General features: G+C 45.7%; 17 protein-coding genes. 7 read left to right on the top strand and 10 right to left on the bottom strand.

Annotation, left to right across the window (positions count from 1 at the left end):
- Positions 1-24 precede the first annotated feature (24 nt).
- A complete protein-coding gene (locus sps_RS12680) occupies positions 25-495 on the bottom strand; it encodes an FKBP-type peptidyl-prolyl cis-trans isomerase (RefSeq protein WP_077752864.1) in 471 nt (156 codons plus the stop codon).
- Between the two features lie 426 nt (positions 496-921).
- Here sps_RS12680 and sps_RS12675 point away from each other — a divergent pair, with 426 nt between their 5' ends.
- Entirely contained in the window at positions 922-5928 is a 5007-nt protein-coding gene (locus sps_RS12675; protein ID WP_237158068.1) for an Ig-like domain-containing protein, read from the top strand.
- 86 nt (positions 5929-6014) lie between these two features.
- Here sps_RS12675 and sps_RS12670 read toward each other — a convergent pair whose 3' ends face one another.
- The 3 genes from sps_RS12670 to sps_RS12660 all read right to left on the bottom strand — a co-directional run bounded on the left by sps_RS12670 (position 6015) and on the right by sps_RS12660 (position 7539).
- Positions 6015-6392, bottom strand: a complete 378-nt coding sequence (locus tag sps_RS12670; RefSeq protein WP_077752863.1) for a DUF1294 domain-containing protein — start codon at positions 6390-6392, stop codon at positions 6015-6017.
- A 113-nt stretch (positions 6393-6505) separates the two neighbouring features.
- A complete protein-coding gene (locus tag sps_RS12665; protein ID WP_077752862.1) occupies positions 6506-6988 on the bottom strand; it encodes a hypothetical protein in 483 nt (160 codons plus the stop codon).
- An 86-nt stretch (positions 6989-7074) separates the two neighbouring features.
- Positions 7075-7539, bottom strand: a complete 465-nt coding sequence (locus sps_RS12660) for a hypothetical protein (RefSeq protein WP_077752861.1) — start codon at positions 7537-7539, stop codon at positions 7075-7077.
- A gap of 209 nt (positions 7540-7748) precedes the next feature.
- Between sps_RS12660 and sps_RS12655 the strand changes: the two genes are divergently transcribed.
- Entirely contained in the window at positions 7749-8180 is a 432-nt protein-coding gene (locus tag sps_RS12655; RefSeq protein ID WP_077752860.1) for a MarR family winged helix-turn-helix transcriptional regulator, read from the top strand.
- Positions 8181-8203: 23 nt separating this feature from the next.
- Here sps_RS12655 and sps_RS12650 read toward each other — a convergent pair whose 3' ends face one another.
- A complete protein-coding gene (locus sps_RS12650; protein ID WP_077752859.1) occupies positions 8204-8683 on the bottom strand; it encodes a hotdog fold domain-containing protein in 480 nt (159 codons plus the stop codon).
- Positions 8684-8977: 294 nt separating this feature from the next.
- Here sps_RS12650 and sps_RS12645 point away from each other — a divergent pair, with 294 nt between their 5' ends.
- Entirely contained in the window at positions 8978-9934 is a 957-nt protein-coding gene (locus sps_RS12645; protein ID WP_077752858.1) for a polyprenyl-phosphate transporter, read from the top strand.
- Positions 9935-9938: 4 nt separating this feature from the next.
- Positions 9939-10127, top strand: a complete 189-nt coding sequence (locus tag sps_RS12640) for a hypothetical protein (RefSeq protein ID WP_077752857.1) — start codon at positions 9939-9941, stop codon at positions 10125-10127.
- A 53-nt stretch (positions 10128-10180) separates the two neighbouring features.
- Here the strand turns inward: sps_RS12640 and sps_RS12635 are convergent, their stop codons facing one another.
- The gene (locus tag sps_RS12635; protein ID WP_077752856.1) at positions 10181-10528 is read right to left on the bottom strand and encodes a DUF3634 family protein; all 348 of its coding nucleotides are present in this window, start codon (positions 10526-10528) and stop codon (positions 10181-10183) included.
- Positions 10529-10721: 193 nt separating this feature from the next.
- Here sps_RS12635 and sps_RS12630 point away from each other — a divergent pair, with 193 nt between their 5' ends.
- The gene (locus tag sps_RS12630) at positions 10722-10910 is read left to right on the top strand and encodes a hypothetical protein (RefSeq protein WP_077755668.1); all 189 of its coding nucleotides are present in this window, start codon (positions 10722-10724) and stop codon (positions 10908-10910) included.
- Positions 10911-11054: 144 nt separating this feature from the next.
- Here the strand turns inward: sps_RS12630 and sps_RS12625 are convergent, their stop codons facing one another.
- The 4 genes from sps_RS12625 to aptA form a co-directional block, all read right to left on the bottom strand.
- Entirely contained in the window at positions 11055-11774 is a 720-nt protein-coding gene (locus sps_RS12625) for a TorF family putative porin (protein WP_077752855.1), read from the bottom strand.
- Positions 11775-11944: 170 nt separating this feature from the next.
- Positions 11945-12316 carry a cupin domain-containing protein gene (locus sps_RS12620; RefSeq protein ID WP_077752854.1) on the bottom strand — a complete coding sequence of 124 codons (372 nt, stop codon included), beginning with the start codon at positions 12314-12316 and terminating at the stop codon, positions 11945-11947.
- Between the two features lie 95 nt (positions 12317-12411).
- The gene (locus tag sps_RS12615; RefSeq protein ID WP_077752853.1) at positions 12412-13917 is read right to left on the bottom strand and encodes a CoA-acylating methylmalonate-semialdehyde dehydrogenase; all 1506 of its coding nucleotides are present in this window, start codon (positions 13915-13917) and stop codon (positions 12412-12414) included.
- 85 nt (positions 13918-14002) lie between these two features.
- Positions 14003-15340: an omega-aminotransferase AptA gene (gene aptA, locus sps_RS12610; protein ID WP_077752852.1), complete on the bottom strand. Its 1338-nt coding sequence runs from the start codon at positions 15338-15340 to the stop codon at positions 14003-14005.
- Positions 15341-15561: 221 nt separating this feature from the next.
- Here aptA and sps_RS12605 point away from each other — a divergent pair, with 221 nt between their 5' ends.
- Together sps_RS12605 and sps_RS12600 are read left to right on the top strand one after the other, a co-directional pair.
- The gene (locus sps_RS12605) at positions 15562-17073 is read left to right on the top strand and encodes an aldehyde dehydrogenase (protein WP_077752851.1); all 1512 of its coding nucleotides are present in this window, start codon (positions 15562-15564) and stop codon (positions 17071-17073) included.
- A gap of 459 nt (positions 17074-17532) precedes the next feature.
- On the top strand, positions 17533-17823 hold the full coding sequence (locus sps_RS12600) for a YkgJ family cysteine cluster protein (RefSeq protein WP_077752850.1): 291 nt from the start codon (positions 17533-17535) through the stop codon (positions 17821-17823).
- The last annotated feature ends 163 nt before the right edge of the window (positions 17824-17986 follow it).

Genomic DNA, 17986 nt, shown 5'->3' with positions numbered 1-17986 from the left:
CTTTTGTAGAGGTCGCGTAGGAGATCAATCTATACTGATAAGCTCAACATCAAAAATCAGCACCGAGCCACCAGCTATTTTACCTGTACTACGATTGCCATAGGCCAATGTGCTCGGAATAAAGAAGCGAACTTTCTCACCTGTTACCATCAACTGTACGCCTTCGGTCCAGCCTTTAATTACCCGGTTTAATGGAAAAGCAATTGGCTCGCCGCGCTCAACCGAGCTATCGAATACTGTGCCATCGACCAATGTACCGTGATAGTGGACGGTAACGGTATCGCTGGCTTTAGGATGAGTCTCGCCGTCTCCCTTGTGCAACACTTTATATTGAAGACCAGACAAGGTTTCGACCACACCTTCTTTAGCTTTGTTTTCTGCTAAGAAAGCGTTGCCTATTTCAATATTTTCCTTAGACACTTTTTGATTGTTCATTGAGGTAAAGAAATAAAAAATGACGCCGGCAATGACGACAATGGCTAAAAGCATTTTCATGAAATAGATCTCTTGATTGAATTAACCCAATGGTACTGATTGGCGGGTATTGGGTAAAGAAACTTTGAGTTTGGATATACTCAGATTTAGCGCTTATTGTGCACCTAAATTACGGGTGTGATACACTTTACGTTAAGCTGTTAATAATTAAGAGAATAAGATGATTCTTTTCGAGTCTTGTTTTGTTTGTGTTTCTCTCGATCTGCTATATTTGCTAGGTGGGTGTCACCTTGGTGTAAATCAGTTGCAACATTTTGGTAGTTGCAATAGCTTTAATAACATCAGTTAGTGTGGTGTTGGTTCTTAAGGGTGTAGCTCGAAAATGGAGACCTGCACTTAACATGACAAGGATGTGAGTGATTGATAACTCCACTTGTGTTTTCTGGATGTACGTTAGGTACTAGCCAGCTTAGATTGGAATTGATAATGATGACAAGCGTCAAATCTCTGCAGCACTTTTTTCTATTTTCCCTACTTCTTCTATTATCGGCCTGCGGCGGAGACAACGACGGTTTCCCTACTGGTGGATGTGGTGGTGAAGGTGATCCATGTCCGGCTTATGCGGTTGAATTAACCGTATCTCCTCAGCTGAGTACCTTAGCTATTGCAACCAGTGAGCAATATTCTGCATCGGCACTTTATAGCGATGGCACACGGGCGGATGTCACCTCTGATGTTATCTGGTCGAGCAGTGCTCCGGATATAGCTGCAATTGCTGCCAAAGGACTTGCAGATGCTAAAATCTCAGGTATTACAACTATCATTGCAACGCTTGTAGCGAGTCAGGCTGGCCCTGAGGTTAGCGACAGTGCAACTCTGAATGTGACAGATGCTGTATTGACGTCACTGACAATAGAACCCGGGCAAGGAGAAACATTAGTAGGGCTAACCCAAGCCTTTAAAGCCGTTGCTCTGTTTGCCGATTCTCATAAACAAGATGTGACAAAATATACCGACTGGAGCGTATCAGAGCCAAGTGTTGCCTCTATTACCAGTGATGAACAGAGCAAAGGTATTGCAACAGGCCTTCTTGTCGGTGAGACTCAAGTGCTGGGCACTTATGCTGGAATGGACGCCGAGGCTTCACTAATCGTGCTGGATTCGGCTGTCGATAAGCTTATTATTAGCCCAATAGATATCTCTTTTCCTGCGGGAACCAGCCAGCAATATCGCGCAGACCTAGTGTTTGAAAATGGTCTGAGCATGGATGTCTCCTCTCAGTCTAGCTGGCAAAGTAGTGTTATTTCCGTGGCGAGTATTAATTCTGATGGGCGTTTGAGTGGCATGACTGCTGGCGAAACCCAAGTGTCAGCCAGTTTAAGTTTTGCAGATGTCAATGTGTCAGACTCAACGTCCGCGACAATAACCGAAATAGTGGTGACTCAGCTTGTAGTTAGCCCGGACATGCAGGTTAAGCCTGTAGGTACTCAAGGGGATTATACTGCCACAGCCTATTATTCAGATGGGACAACTGCAAATGTTACCCATGATGCGATTTGGTCTGTGGACAATAAAGTGGTTGCTGTTATTGTCGAGTCAGGTGAGATGGGGGGGCATGCTACGGCTCTAGAACCAGGTAACGAGGTTGTGACTGCCAGTTTCCAGCAGGTACTTGGCACGGCAAGTGCCGAAGTGACTGATGCGGTTATTGAGAGCATTGAGATTTCGCCTCTGGATGTCACTACTCCTGCTGGTAGCAATGTAGCGTATTCTGCCCGTGCCCGATTTTCTGATATGAGTGTGCATGACATCACATCGCTAGGTTACTGGCAGAGCAGTGATACCAATATAGCGACCATAGGCTTAACCGATGCCTTGGCAGGTAAAGCGAGTACATACATTGCAGGCGAAACTGAGATCTCAATTGACTATATGGGGATGACTCAGTCGACCTCTTTGACGGTTACTGATGCCAGCATTACCTCTTTGCAAGTCACTCCCAAAAACTTGCAGGACCCTATTGGTACTGAAGGCCAGTACCATGCCACGGCTTATTACAGCGATGGTAATAGTCAAGATGTCACCCAAGAAGCTACGTGGATTTCTGGTGACCGAAATATTGTCAGTATCATCACTTTTGGACAAAGAGCTGGATTTGCACATGCGAGTACAGTTGGTGAAACGAGTATCAGTGCCAGCTATGGAGGCTTACTTTCCAGGGCTGGGGCGAAACCTTCAGCGACCAGTCCAGTGCCTGGACAAAATGAAAACGTAAAAGACACCACTAATGCAACTGTTACCGCTGTTGCATTGAAACAATTAGTTATTTCTCCTCTTATAGCCAGAGTTGCAGCAGGGAACAGTCAGCAATATGTGCTGACCGGGATCTACACCGATGGAAGCAGTAAGGAGCTAACCGATTCAGCGGATTGGCAGGTTGCCGACCCTTTGGTTGCTCAGATAAACCAAGAGGGGAACGCGATAAGTATTGCGTCCGGTGCCACTAAAATTATGGCATCTATCTCAAGTATGAGCGTAGAGGCGGAGCTCATTGTCACAGATGCAGTGCTCGAAAGTCTGCAAGTGACACCGGTGCAGAATCAGCTGCCAAAGGGTCAGCAGCAACAACTCACGGCTACCGCTTATTACTCTGACGGTCATTCTAGCGATGTGACGCAATTAGCGACTTGGTCATCAGATGATTCGAGCATTGTTGAAGTAGTGTCTCTTGGTATTGATGCTGGTTCTGCTCATGCCCTGAGTGTTGGAAATGCCAATATCACAGCCAATTACGATGCCATGGAGTCAAGTTCAGCGTTTGTGGTGACCGATGCCATTTTGGAAACAGTGTCGCTTTCGCCTGTTACTGCTTCAATTGCTGCGGGTAATACTCAGCAATATCAATTTACTGGCATATTTTCCGATGGCAGTAACCAAGACTTGACTGAAGTTTCCAGTTGGCAATCGAGCGAAGGCTCAGTTGCCAGTGTTAATCGCCACGGTCTGGCACTGTCTTATGTTAAGGGAACCACTCAGATCAAGGCCAGTTATATAGGTTTTAGTGCAACAGCGGCTCTCGATGTGACAGATGCAAGTCTGATAGGACTTCAAGTGACTCCGGCGAACGAATCTGTGCCATTAGGGACAAGTGGCCAGTATGTGGCTACGGCATTCTACTCAGATGGTCATAGCAGTGATGTTACCCTGTTGGCGACTTGGTCTGCCGTCGATGGCTCGATATTGAATGTAACAGCTACGGGGAGTACAGCTGGCTTCGCCGAGGCGATTGGGGTAGGGGAAACCCAAGTTCAAGCCGATTTTGAGGCACAAACTGATTCGGTCGATGTATCAGTGACTGACGCAATTTTAAAAGAGCTTGTTGTGAGTCCTGTGATAGCGACCGTCGCTGCAGGTTTAATTCAAGACTTCGAAGCTACGGGGATCTTCTCCGATGGTACCAGCAAAGATTTAACCAACACCTCTTATTGGCAGAGTTCAGAGGCGAGTATTGCCACCCTTGATAGGAAGGGCGTCGCAACCAGCTACATCCCTGGTGAAGTGACGGTAACGGCCAGATATATTGGCTTTACTGCTACGGCAACATTAACAGTAACCGATGCCGAGTTAAGCTTTATTCAAGTGACTCCTCCTAATGTAAAAGTTCCTAAGGGGACCGAGGGTCAGTTTGCAGCCTGGGCTTTTTATACCGATAACCATTCGGAGGACATAACTAAAATCGCCAGTTGGACAAGTGTAAATGAAGATATTGTCCATATAGGAACTGGTAGACTGAATGGTGGTTTTGCCAGCGCACTCGATGTTGGAAGCACTCAAGTTAAGGCGCAGTTTAATGGCATGAGCGCTACGGCCGAGATAGAAGTGACTGCCGCAGAGTTGCTTGAACTTACTATATCTCCGGAAAATAAAACCGTCCCCTTAGGCTTGAGTCAGCCCTATCAATCATTTGCACGTTTTTCCGATGGCACCAGTAAAGAGGTAACCTTAGCGTCTAGCTGGCAGAGCTCGAATCTGGGTGCTGCTACCATAGATATGGATGGACTGGCACAAACGATAATAGATGGTGGTGAATATCAAACTGTCATAAAGGCTACATACAAAGGTTTAATCGCAGAGACTAATCTCTATGTCGGTGAGGCTGTATTGGTAGAACTTCAGGTAACGCCAGCAACATCAACAATCAATATCAGTGAATTACAGCAATATAAAGCGTCTGCCATATTTAGTGATGGCTACATTAGTGATGTGACTAAAGATTCTACTTGGACAGTTGTCGATGGAAGTGTAGCTCATGTTAATCCTACAGGTTCAACTGCAGGTTTGGTGACAGGTGATACCCATGGAAGTACTGGTGTGATCGCGGAGTGGATCGGTGAGACAGGCAACGCCGAAGTCGTGGTGACTGATCTCGAGTATCTGGGGGTTGATGTTGAACCTGCTAACGATCATGTGATTATTAATGAAACTCTTCAGATGCAAGCACTAGCGGCTTACATGGACAGTGGAGGGGATATTATTCGCAAAGATGTCACGAATCAGAGCGTTTGGTCTGTGGCGAATAATTCAATTATATCGATCAATGGCACAGGGCTAGTCACTGGAATTGAGGTAGGTAACTCTGCTGTTTATGCTGATTATCTGGAGGTTCGCGGTGAGGGGCGGCTAATTGTTCTTGACAGTGAAGTTACCAGTATAAAGGTAACTCCCAATAATCTAGAGGTTCCATTAGGTACTAAGGGACGTTATACGGCTACGGCGACTATGTTTAATTTGTCAAAAGTCGATGTAACCAACAAGGCTACCTGGTCTTCCAGTGAGCCTGATATAATCCATATGGTGACAACCGGATTTGATGGTGGCACGGGTACGGCTAATGCGGTAGGTAGCAGTCAAATCACGGCTGAGTACGAAAGTTCGAGTAGTACGGTTACGACAACTGTAACCCCCGCAGTACTCGAGCGGATTGAAATAATACCTATCACTGATGTTATTTATCAACAGTCTCTGATTTATTTTAAGGCTACGGCGTATTTTTCCGATGATACTCAGCATGATGTAACCTTAGATGTGAGTTGGAAGAGTGATGAGCCGGGTAGTATTAATATACAAACTGGTAATAAAAATGCGGGCGAGGCTATTGGGTATAATATTGGCACATCCGCGACCATAAGTGCGACTTATGAAGGCAAGAGTGATGCTCGCTTGTTAACGGTTGAGAAAAACTCGATCGTGTCGATAGAGGTTAATCCAGCGGATATAAGCTTAACGGTAGGGGGGAGTCAGAAAGTCGAAGTCTTGGCTCACTTTGCCGATGAAACATCACATGATTATGCTGATTTCGTGAACTGGGGCAGTGACAAGCCGAACGTTGCTACTGGAGTTCATGATGAAATATACGGTCATGCTGTAGGTAATGCTGTGCTAACAGCAACTTACGATGGTAAGTCTGGTACGGCCAATGTCACGGTAAATTAATATGCCTTGTTAGTAAGGCTAATAGTGATCACGTAAAGGCGCCCAGTGCGCCTTTCTTTTTTAAACAGTTTCTAACGTTTTAGTCACTAAAATCTTGGGAGAAATGCTTGTCCTTGGGGGGACATAAGCCAAATGAAACCCGCACTGTTTATGGCAATCATGCACCATAGTCCAATTCTAAAACTTAACTTCTGCGACTTATGCCTCAAGCTCTGCTGGGCAATGATAGCCCCAGGCCAACCCCCACAGAGGGCTAGAAGTTGCAATGTGCTCTCTTTTGTTCGCCATTGCCCATCTCTGGCGGCAGACTTGTCTCTGGCATAGGCGATAAAAGTAATCAGGCTGACGACGAAATAGGCAATCAATATGGCCAGTGGAAGCTTATCAAAAACGACACTGGTGGCAACTAGCACTAGGAAGGTGAGGGCGATAATTTTGGTAGCGTCTATTTTTTTTCGGCTCATGGATTTTTCTGTCATTGAGAGTTGATATAACAAGGGAGCGAGTTTATCAGAAGTAAGGCTATTTTTAGCCAGTAGATCTCAATTTCTCCCTTATCGACATCAAAGTGGAAAAGTTAAAAAGCATACCCATGAGAACCCGCAACAGCGCCTGCTATGGCAATGAGACTTAGACTCAGTAGAAAAATGTGCATCTTATGAACTAAGATAAATGTCTGCTCGCTATCCTTCGCCGCTTTTTTATGAAACCACTGGTGCAGAAATAGAGGTTCCAACACGAATAGTACTAAGGTAAAGATTGCCCAGACCAGAGTCATCAAGTGCATCCACCAATATTGTGGGTACAGGTAGCGATTCCAGCCATCGATAATATCGAGCATCACATAGCCGGAGATGCCTGTGGCTAAGGTGACAAACTTGGCCTGAAATGAAAATTTGCTCTCCAACTGCTCAAATAGCTGGAGTCGCTCCTCGGGTGAGGCGAATTGTTTAATGGCTGGTATAAGGACCGTAGTGACAAATGCCACGCCCCCTATCCATAATACGACCCCTAAAACATGGACAGCACGGGCGATAACGAAATAATCATGTTGTTCCATGTAGATATCTTCTCACTCGATAAAGTCGTTAATACGCATACAGAATACTTGTTTTGTATTTATGATTCTGTGGCTTGAATCAAGCTTTAAACGTTTTGTTTAGCATTCAATATTCTGTCTGTTTTTCGTGACAATTTGCGACCGGCAATGGCATTTTTCCCCAACAGAACCAGATTGCATGCGCCGGCAATAAGCTCGATGGCTTGTACAATATAAAACTGAGTATCAAATTGTCCCGCCTGGGCCCAGCTGTTCAGCATTATGGCGGCGGGAAGCAAGATGAGTAATCCATTTGCTGCGGCGAGTTTCATCCTAAACTGCTTCTGTCTAATTAGTTTATTGTTATTTCCTCTAGCTAATAGGTTGCCGGTGATACCTGTCACTGCCATCGCTGGGATGAGTATAAATAAGCCTGGAAACAAAATACTCGCTTTTATCTGAGTGACTAGCTGCAAACTACCAAACAGCTCACTCAACAAACTTGCTGTGAAGAATGTTGTGATACATAGGCTAGCTAGAATAGCTGCAATAAGATGAATTTTAAGCTTCATAGGGTAACCTCAGATAGTAATTAAAAGTGACAGCGTGTTGTCAATATTCGTAGTCTAGTACATTCGACAGCAGACTGTCAATATTGACAGCTTGTTGTCGTTTTTGTTTTGTACTGTTATAGTTGACTGTCATAGTCGAAGCTATAGATAGGAATATTTACGCGAAGTGATGATGATTTTGACTGTGATTAACGTGGAGCAGGAGATAGATGTCAGAAGATGAAGGTTTTACCCAGTTGGTGTTGAGTATATTTAGGCTCAATGGCTTATTGATCAATGAAGGTGATGCACTCAGTCAACCCCTTGGCTTAACGAGTGCGCGTTGGAAAGTGCTAGGAGCGATAGAGCATAGTGCTCAAACGGCTTCTGAAATTGCCCGAACCATGGGGCAGACGCGCCAGAGTGTGCAACGTATTGCTAATGAGTTGGAGAAGTTAGATATTTTACGCTTCGATGATAACCCTAACCATAAAACGGCTAAGCTGATTGCCAGAACACAGAGGGGAGTCAAGCTATTTGAACAGCTTACTATGCTGTTGCCAGATTGGAGCGCAGCTGCGATGGAGGGAATATCTGAAGAGGAGTTAGCGATCACACTGAAGGTGATCACTAGGCTTGTTACTCACTTCGACAACCGATGAGCTCGATGGCTGCTCACCGCTCATTAAGGCTTAGGTGGCTTAGCCGAGATCCAAAGTTTAATGTGTCCCTTGACCACTATGATGTCGTTTTCATCATAAGCGGTAACCGGAACCAGTAGATCTCCCTCTACCCATTGCTCAGGCTTTACCTCTGCGACGCAGCGGATATCACTGCCAGCTTTCGCCGTGTAGTCTAAGCTCATCCCTTTAGGTATCCATCTTAAATGATGTGGGATCGACGCTTCAGCCATCACGCCCATCGCCATCTCGAGCCCATTACAGATGGCGATAACATGGACCGTTTTAATGTGATTATGTACGGCATTACGCTTCTTGATGAGGCATTCACAGTAATGAGGCCTGAGGTTAGTGATCAGCGGCTTGATGGTACCGAAGTAAGGGGCCATTCGGGATACCATGACTGAGAATATTTTGTTGCCGAAAGGGAAGCGGGTGACCTTGTTGTAGAGTGCCATTACCTTAGTGGGTCTTTGCTGTGTCATCTTTATCTGGCCTTATTGTTATGTGATACTGGAGTCTCAGCTCCTGGTCGGATGAGTTTAGACTATATGGATCACAAAAAACTAACAAGCTGATTTTGAATCAATACTGGCCTTAACCAAGGTAATAGTCGTTTCGGAGGCTAATCTAGCCTGTGTTAGCCGATTTAGCGTAAATGAAACAAAGTTCATTTCCCTTTAGCGGATCATGAACCGTATAATCCCCCTGTGAAACACTTTATACCTATCGGTATTACACATTGATCAACACAATTTAACTGAATATAAGGCTGAAAATTGAAATACCTGCTTACCTACCTAAAAGGCATGGCGATGGGCGCTGCCGATGTGGTTCCTGGCGTTTCCGGTGGAACCATTGCTTTTATCACAGGTATTCTCGATACCTTGCTAGACAGTATTCGTCGTATCAATCCGAGCTTAATTAAGGTGGTAAGAGAGCAAGGTATTAAAGGTGCTTTTAATCATATTAACGGGCCTTTCCTTGTATGTGTTTTCGGTGGCATATTAACCAGTATCTTCAGCCTCTCTAAGTTGATTTCTTACCTTTTGCTTAATCATCCTATCCCTGTTTGGTCCTTCTTTTTTGGTCTTATCTTGATCTCAGTCGTGCATATGCTCAAACAGGTAAAAGGCTTCTCTGTTATCCGAATTGTGCTATTTGCTTTGGGCGTGTTATTTGCCTGGGGCATCACTATGCTCAATCCCATCTCATTGGAGATGACCTACCTTAATATATTCATAGGTGGCAGTATTGCCATCTGTGCCATGCTACTTCCGGGGATTTCGGGCAGTTTCATCTTACTGTTATTAGGCCTGTATCCATCGGTGTTAGCCGCAGCTAAAAATTTCGACATTGCCGTGCTTGCCGTCTTTGCCACCGGCTGTATTTTCGGTTTGCTGACATTCAGTCATCTTCTGTCGGCACTGCTTCGCAAGTTTCACGATGCCACTCTTATCTTCTTAACGGGTTTGATGTTGGGGACTCTGGGTAAGATCTGGCCCTGGAAAGAGGTGATCTCTTGGCGTGAAAACTCTGCCGGAGAACAGGTGCCTCTGCTGGAGCAGAACCTCTCACCTATGCATTTTGAACAAGTCACCGGACAAGCGGCGCATATTTTTTGGGCCGTGGCTGCATTGATTGCAGGCATATTACTCGTGTGGGGAATGGAAAAGATTGCCGAGCGTAATGCCGATTCTGACACTGACAAGCCAAAGCTTAACAAAGAGATTTAATTTAATGAAACGAGTACTTATTATCACGGCCCTATTGGGTATTTCAGCCTGTGCAACCAATATCGATTTCGACCTTGGAAGCGAAGATGGAGCGAATCAAGGTGCAGTGGAAGTGAAGCAAGATCCTATGGTCGAAAACAATGAGCGTATGATTGAAGATGCCAGAAAAGACGGGAGGATGGAGCGAAACTAGCCGGAAATTGAAGGGAGTAGACAGATCTTAATTGGATCTGTCTTAGGATTTAGTTAACCGGCCTGGCGGCTATTATCGACCTGTTTCTTGTCATAGTATTCGAAGGGAAACAGGTTTCTAATTCTTTGTGTGATAGCGTCGTTAACATTGGCTGAGATGTGTAACCTAACTGCACCCGATAGCTTTTCACATCTGACAGTGCAAGTGAGCTTCTCGGATTTGACTAAGGCGCGACAATCTTTCTGAAACTTCTCTGGGATCTTACCCTTGTGAGATTTAAGTCTTCCATCTTTGAAGTGCATCTCGAAGATAGTTAGGCCCTTCTTACCGCTAAAGATGAGTTTATAAGCGAGAAAAATCCCTATTGCAATAAATAGCACTTTCAAAATTGTTGGTGTCATCTAGTCATCCTGTGTTTATTTATCTCATTACTTTATATTAGTTAACAATACTCTTGTGGCTGATACTTTTAAAGTGTTGCAGTGCACACTTTGTATAGAATATGTTTCTAGTATTATAAGTAAGCTTACTTGTCATATGACCTTAGTAGGCTATTATTACTCCTTAGGACAGCAGTTAATCAAGGATGGTCATATGTTTTTATCAAATGCACAGCGCTGGGCTCAGATCTGTGAGCGTCAAGCCGAGATCATAGAAAATCTCTCTAATGCCTTTCCCGAGCGTAAAGAATATCACAGCGATCTTGGGATCAGCTGGCGTCGTTTAGGTGATCAGGTGAGTAGGGGGCAAACTTTAGATACATTAGACGTATTGAATAAGTGATACCCTAGATAGATATAGAGACGCTGAATAAGTTAGATAGAAAAACCGCCAAGATGGCGGTTTTTTGTTGGCTAGCCGAACGACTAAGTCTATGGTTTAAAGCTCGGTTTTAAAATCGGTCGGGTTTTGGCTGGTTACTCCCAGTTAGAAGCCATAGTTGGCTGTGAATAGTACCGTTCCATCATTTTGCCATGGACCATCCTTAATGATGTTGTCATCACTTAGGTTGGTTTCCAGCCAGGCGAGGGATAATCCGACCCCTGCCAACTCTGTCGAGACCCCGATAGAATAATCAAGGTAGTCTTCACCCCAGTCAAGATCGGCGCCATCACCATAGCTGTAACCTACATGAGCATCTATGCTCCAGTTATCGCTAATCTCATATGAATAGTTAAGCTCTGAGTAGTTCAGTGATACATCTGCATTGGCGTAGTCGTTGGTGTACCATTGTGCGAAGTGGAACCCAGCATAATAGAATCCGATATTGGCCTCTAAATATTTGGTGCTCTCATCTTGTCCTGGATAGGTATAGTAAGTGAGCGTGATATCGTATTCGAACTCTTCATCTTCTCCGAGTGCCCCCCAATAACCCACATAAAGGTCGACTTCCACATCAGAGTCATAGCTCTCATCGTCAACATTACTTCCCCAGACCCCGGCGAAGAAGCCATTATCGGCACTGTAGTCGATACTCCCCTGAACGGCAAAATCTCCTGCAGTTTGGGATACACCACGAAAGCGATAATCGTTAGTAACACTGACTTCGCCCGTCACTTCGGCTTGGGCAAGGGGAGTGATTAGCGCGGCAGCCAAGGTGAGGCCGGTAAGTTGGGCAATCCGTTTATTATTTAATTTTTTATACACGGTAGTTTCTCCATTTTACTTTATTGACATAAATGTCTTTAACAAGAGCATCTATTGTTTGCCAAACATCAACTTCAATGCTGAGACCTCATGGCTTATGTTTTGAAACCTGAGCTTCAATTCTATTTAATTTATATTCGAGCCCTTTAATCTGGTTAATTACACTAGCGCTAGCTTTTATTAGCTTCGAAGATGACGTAGACCTTCTTACAGGTATCGATAACCTCCCATGTGCCACTAAAACCTGCCGGGATGACGAATCTATCCCCCTTAGTGACCCGCATCTCATTGCCATCGTCACACCTGATCACACTGGTTCCCGAAAGAATTTCGCAGTATTCATGTTCGGTGTACTCGACCTGCCACTGGCCTTTATCTCCCTGCCAGACACCGGTGTGAAATTGATCGCAGGGACTGGAATAGTGATTGCTCAGCTCTTGAGACGGCTTGCCAGATAAGACTTTCTCATCGGCTAAGCTATAACGTTCAATGTCCGGTGTGCTGGTGTTAAAGTTGATAATGTCATCGATATTCACGTACAGGGCTCCCGAATTGGTTTATCTAATTAGGTGGAAATACTGATAAAAATGCAGCGAAAATAGAGAAGCGCAGATAGGCTGCGCTTCTTCAATTTGTACTATTTCATTGTCGGCATAACAAACTCGGCCTTGGCATCTTTCGCCTTTGGCCAACGTGCGGTAATCGCCTTACGCTTAGTGTAGAAACGTACGCCATCGGGACCATGCATATGCAGTGGTCCAAATAAAGAGCGCTTCCAGCCGCCGAAGCTATGGAATGCCATAGGAACAGGGATCGGTACATTAACGCCGACCATGCCCACCTGGACGTGATGACAGAAATGTCTGGCCGCCTCGCCGCTTTGGGTGAAGATGGCTGTGCCGTTACCGAACTCATGTTCATTAATCAGTTCAAGTGCCTCGGCATAATCTTTAACTCTAACGATGGCCAGAACCGGGCCGAAGATCTCCTCTTTATATATGGTCATCTCAGGGGTGACATTGTCGAACAGACAGCCACCGAGGAAAAATCCCTGTTCATGGTCGGCAACACTTAAGTCACGTCCATCGGCGAGTAAGGTGGCACCTTCTGCAACACCGCTATCCACGTAACCTCTTACTTTTGCGAGATGTTGAGCCGAGATGAGTGGTCCCATATCCATTTCTGGTGTGACGCCGTTACCTATCCTGAGCGCTTTTATCTGCGGTAGCAGCTTTTCGACTAAGGCATCCCCTGAGTCACCTACAGCCAGCACCACAGATATTGCCATGCAGCGCTCTCCTGCAGAGCCAAATGCCGCGCCCATTAAAGAACCGACGGCTTGATCCATATCTGCATCTGGCATCAAGAGCATGTGGTTCTTAGCGCCGCCCAAGGCCTGTACGCGCTTGCCATGTTTGGATGCTGTCTCATAGATATATTCGGCGATGGGGGTCGAACCGACAAAGCTCACGGCCTGAATGTCTTTGTGGCTTAGCAGGGTATCGACAGCTTCCTTGTCACCGTTGACGACATTGAAAACACCATCAGGTAGCCCAGCTTCGGTGAGTAGCTCGGCGATACGCATTACCGAGCTAGGGTCTTTCTCAGATGGTTTCATTATGAAAGTGTTACCCGCGGCAATCGCGATAGGGAACATCCACATGGGTACCATGACTGGGAAGTTAAATGGTGCAATACCGGCAACGACACCGAGTGATTGATTGACATGCCAGGCATCGACACCATTACCAACTTGCTCGGTATGTTCACCTTTTAACAAGTGTGGAATACCACAGGCGAACTCGACAACTTCCAAGCCACGGATAATCTCACCCTTAGCATCGTCGATGACCTTGCCATGCTCGCGTGTGATAAGTTCGGCCATCTCGTCCATATTGGCTTCTATCAGCGCCTTGAATTTAAACAGCACACGGGCTCGGTTGAGCGGAGACACTTGAGACCAGGTCTTATGAGCTTTTTTAGCTAGTTCAATGGCGCCATCGACTTCGGCGGCACTGGCTAAAGATACTGTGGCTCTGTGCTCCCCCGTAGCGGGTTCAAATACTGAACTAGTACGCTCACTTGATATTGTGTGGCTGCCGTTGATGTAATGATTGATCTCTTGGTTGTTGACTGCTTGCATAGATTAGATCCTATTAATAGAACCTCCGGCGCAGCCGGAGGCATATGTCTTTTGTTCGTTCGGTGGATGGTTAACTTAATATCGGTTAATCGGTTGCCCGAATAGCATCGGCTAAGGTATTGACTATCTGATCTATCTCTTGCTTATCGATAATCAGTGGAGGGGAGATGGCGATAATATCTGCGGTGGCTCTTACCAGAGTCCCCTTGGCAAAGCAGCGCTCGAAAACATCGAAGCCTCGTTTACCTATGCCCTTATTACTGGGAGATAACTGAATCGCACCGACCAGGCCTATATTGCGGATATCTATGACGTTTGGCAGATCTTTAAGGCTATGCATGGCATCTTCGAAGTAGCCCTCTAGCTCTCTGCTGCGTTCAAACAGTTTCTCGTTGTCATAGATGTTCAGAGTAGCCAGTGCGGCAGCAGCTGCAACTGGGTGGCCCGAGTAAGTGTATCCATGGAAGAGTTCTATTCCATCGGGTCCTTGCATGGAGGCATCGTAGATTTTGTCATCGATAAGTACGGCTCCCATAGGGATTGCACCATTATTGAGAGCCTTGGCTGTGGTGATTAAATCTGGAGTCACCCCCCAACGTTGGCTGGCAAAGGCATCGCCAACACGGCCAAAGGCTGTGATCACCTCATCGAAGATCAATAAAATGCCATATTTCTGAGTGATCTCGCGCAGACGCTTCAGGTAACCTTCCGGCGGCAAAATGACGCCAGCCGAGCCGGACATAGGTTCGACAATGACGGCGGCGATATTTTCAGCACCATGAAGTGCGACTAACTGCTCGAGTACATCGGCTTTTTCTGCACCCGTTGTTGGCATGCCACGGGTAAAGGCATTGCCCTGCATATCTAAGGTATGGGGAAGGTGATCGACACCTGGCAGTAGTTGTTGGCTAAAGGCCTTACGATTACCGCCTATGCCGCCCACCGAAATACCGCCGAAGCCCACACCGTGATAGCCCAGCTCACGACCGATAAAGCGGGTGCGAGTCGGTTCTCCATTGGCTCTGTGATAATTAATCGCTATCTTAAGGGCACTGTCGACAGATTCAGAGCCAGAGTTGGTGAAAAACACCTTGTTCAGGCCCTGAGGACTTATTTGGGCCAGGCGCTCGGCGAGCTCGAATGCCAAAGGATGACCCATCTGAAATGAAGGAGCGTAATCCATCTGTTTGATCTGATGGCTTACTGCTTCGGAGATCTCCCGGCGGCCATGACCGGCGTTACAGCACCATAAACCGGCTGTACCATCGAGAATAGCTCTGCCCGAAGTATCTTTGTAATACATGCCATCGGCTTCGGCGAGCATGCGGGGATTAGCTTTAAACTGTCTGTTTGCCGTGAAAGGCATCCAGTAATGTTCCAGAGACTGAGCTTCGCTTTTGCTGTGATTCTGAATATCTGTCATATCATCTACCCTGATTCAGTATTAGTTGTTTTTGTGAGCGATTGATATTTTGCATGCTATGTCAGAAATAACGAACATGAAAGCTTTTTGTGCATTTATTTATAGCAAAAAAGACATTTTTGTAAAATATATTGAATTTTTATTGAAACCTAGTCAGATAAAAGCGTAATCTGAGAACCTACCTATCACCCGTTAAGAGTATTACCCGTCAAGAGGTCATCATGAGTACAGCAAACAGTCGCGAACAATGGCAGAGTCGAGCTGACAAGCTTATATCTAATAAAGAGATCAAGGCCGATGCCTTTATCGATGGGAAATATTTAGCATCGGTGTCCGGTGAGCGATTCGATTGTGTCAGCCCTGTCGATGGCCGAGTGCTATGTCAGGTTGCCAGTTGTGATATCGAAGATGCCAACATAGCCGTGGCTAATGCCAGACAAACCTTCGATTCAGGTGTTTGGTCTGAAATACCACCAGTTAAGCGTAAACAGGTAATGATACGTTTTGCCGAAGTGCTGGAGCATAACCGGGACGAACTTGCCTTGTTAGAAACCTTAGACATGGGCAAGCCAATTCGTTACTCAGGCTCGGTGGATGTTGATGGCGCCGCCCGAGCCATTCGTTGGTCAGGTGAAGCAATCGATAAGATTTATGATGAACTTGCGCCTACGGCTCACAATGAAATAGGCATGATAACCCGCGAGCCTGTCGGCGTTGTGGCTGCTATTGTGCCCTGGAACTTTCCTATCTTGATGGCGTGCTGGAAGCTAGGTCCGGCCTTAGCAGCGGGCAACTCAGTGGTACTCAAACCCTCTGAAAAGTCTCCTCTTACTGCGATTCGTATGGCGCAAATAGCCATAGAAGCGGGCATTCCCAAAGGCGTGCTCAATGTCCTGCCTGGTTTTGGTCATACTGTAGGTAAAGCCTTAGCACTACACATGGATGTCGATACCTTGGTCTTCACTGGCTCTACCAAGATAGCCAAACAGCTGATGATCTATGCCGGTGAGTCAAACATGAAGCGTGTCTGGCTCGAGGCTGGTGGCAAGAGTCCGAATATCGTTTTCAACGATGCCCCTAATCTAAAGAAGGCCGCCGAATCCGCCGCTGCGGCTATCGCCTTCAATCAAGGAGAAGTCTGCACCGCGGGTTCACGTCTGCTGGTGGAAGCCGGGGTTAAAGATGAGTTACTGACACTGATAGCCGAGGAGATGCAAGCCTGGCAGCCGGGACATCCGCTGGATCCTGCCACCACTTGTGGTGCCGTAGTGGATAAACAACAGCTGGATAATGTGCTTAGCTATATCAAGTCCGGTGTCGATGAAGGCGCAAAACTCATACAAGGTGGTGGGCAGGTAATGGCCGAATGCGGCGGCGTCTATGTACAGCCAACTATATTCAGTGAAGTGAATAACCAGATGACTATCGCCAAAGAGGAGATCTTCGGTCCTGTGTTATCAGTGATCACCTTCGATGGCATGGATCAAGCGATCGAAATAGGCAACGACAGCATCTATGGCCTGGCCGCAGGCGTATGGACTTCAGATATCAGCAAGGCGCATAAAACTGCCAAGGCGCTGCGTAGCGGTATGGTGTGGATTAACCACTATGACGGCGGTGACATGACAGCCCCATTTGGTGGTTATAAGCAATCAGGTAACGGCCGCGACAAGTCACTGCATGCATTTGATAAATATACTGAGATTAAGGCGACTTGGATCATGTTGGATTAATTGCGTTAAGCAATAAAGCGTAAGTAGTGAGTCATAAGTTGTAAGCTATAAGGGGTTCACATCAGAAAGCCCCGAAGGGGCTTTTTTGATGCTCTTAACAGGGGCATCCTTCGAATGAAGGCTGATTACCTTTTATCAGTAAAATAAGTTGACCTTATTCGTTTCAACTCTTTTATCTGTCTTTAACTGTTAGTAGCATCCTCTTCAGTATATTACTGACCTCGAAGGCGCCATTAATTTGTTTGGTTGGGTTTATGGGAAAGTCCCATTGATAATTTACTATAGACTGGATATGTTATTGATTCGCAATGGCTGGCTTCATTTTTCAACCAAGCCCAATAAGCCATTTACTCCAGTAAACAACGCAAGGCATAAAATTAAGACATTAGGGAACGATAAATTAGAGGTGGACTGCAGTATAGAGTATCCTATGGGCTATTGAATTTATCGTTGTTGTTTATGACCATTAGCGTAAAAAACTTACTAGATCCCGAAGTCAAATGTTCAAACTGTCAAGCATGCTGTTGTAGTTCAGAAGTTATTATTATTTCCGATACAGGTGTTCCTGAGCAGCATATTTATGTTGATATGTATGGGAGTGAATCTATGTTGCGATTAGATGATGGCTGGTGCTCTGCTTTAGATCGAGATACTTTATTGTGCTCAATCTATGAAAATAGACCATGGGTTTGCCGAGAGTTTGGCATGGGAACAAGTGAATGTATAAGTGAGCGAACAGAGAAAATGTAGTGTTTTACTTATTTAGCTAACTGTTTTACAAGCTTTAATATTTTTACCGTTTTACAAATTTTACAGGCTTATCAAGGCGTCACTATACTCAGCTTATTACTTTACACTGGGCTTATAGATATCAGATACTTAGACACCGAACCCATGACATCGGACCCATAGG

This window comes from Shewanella psychrophila (assembly GCF_002005305.1).
Classification (GTDB): Bacteria; Pseudomonadota; Gammaproteobacteria; order Enterobacterales; family Shewanellaceae; genus Shewanella; species Shewanella psychrophila.
This window is presented reverse-complemented; position numbering and strand designations above follow the sequence as displayed.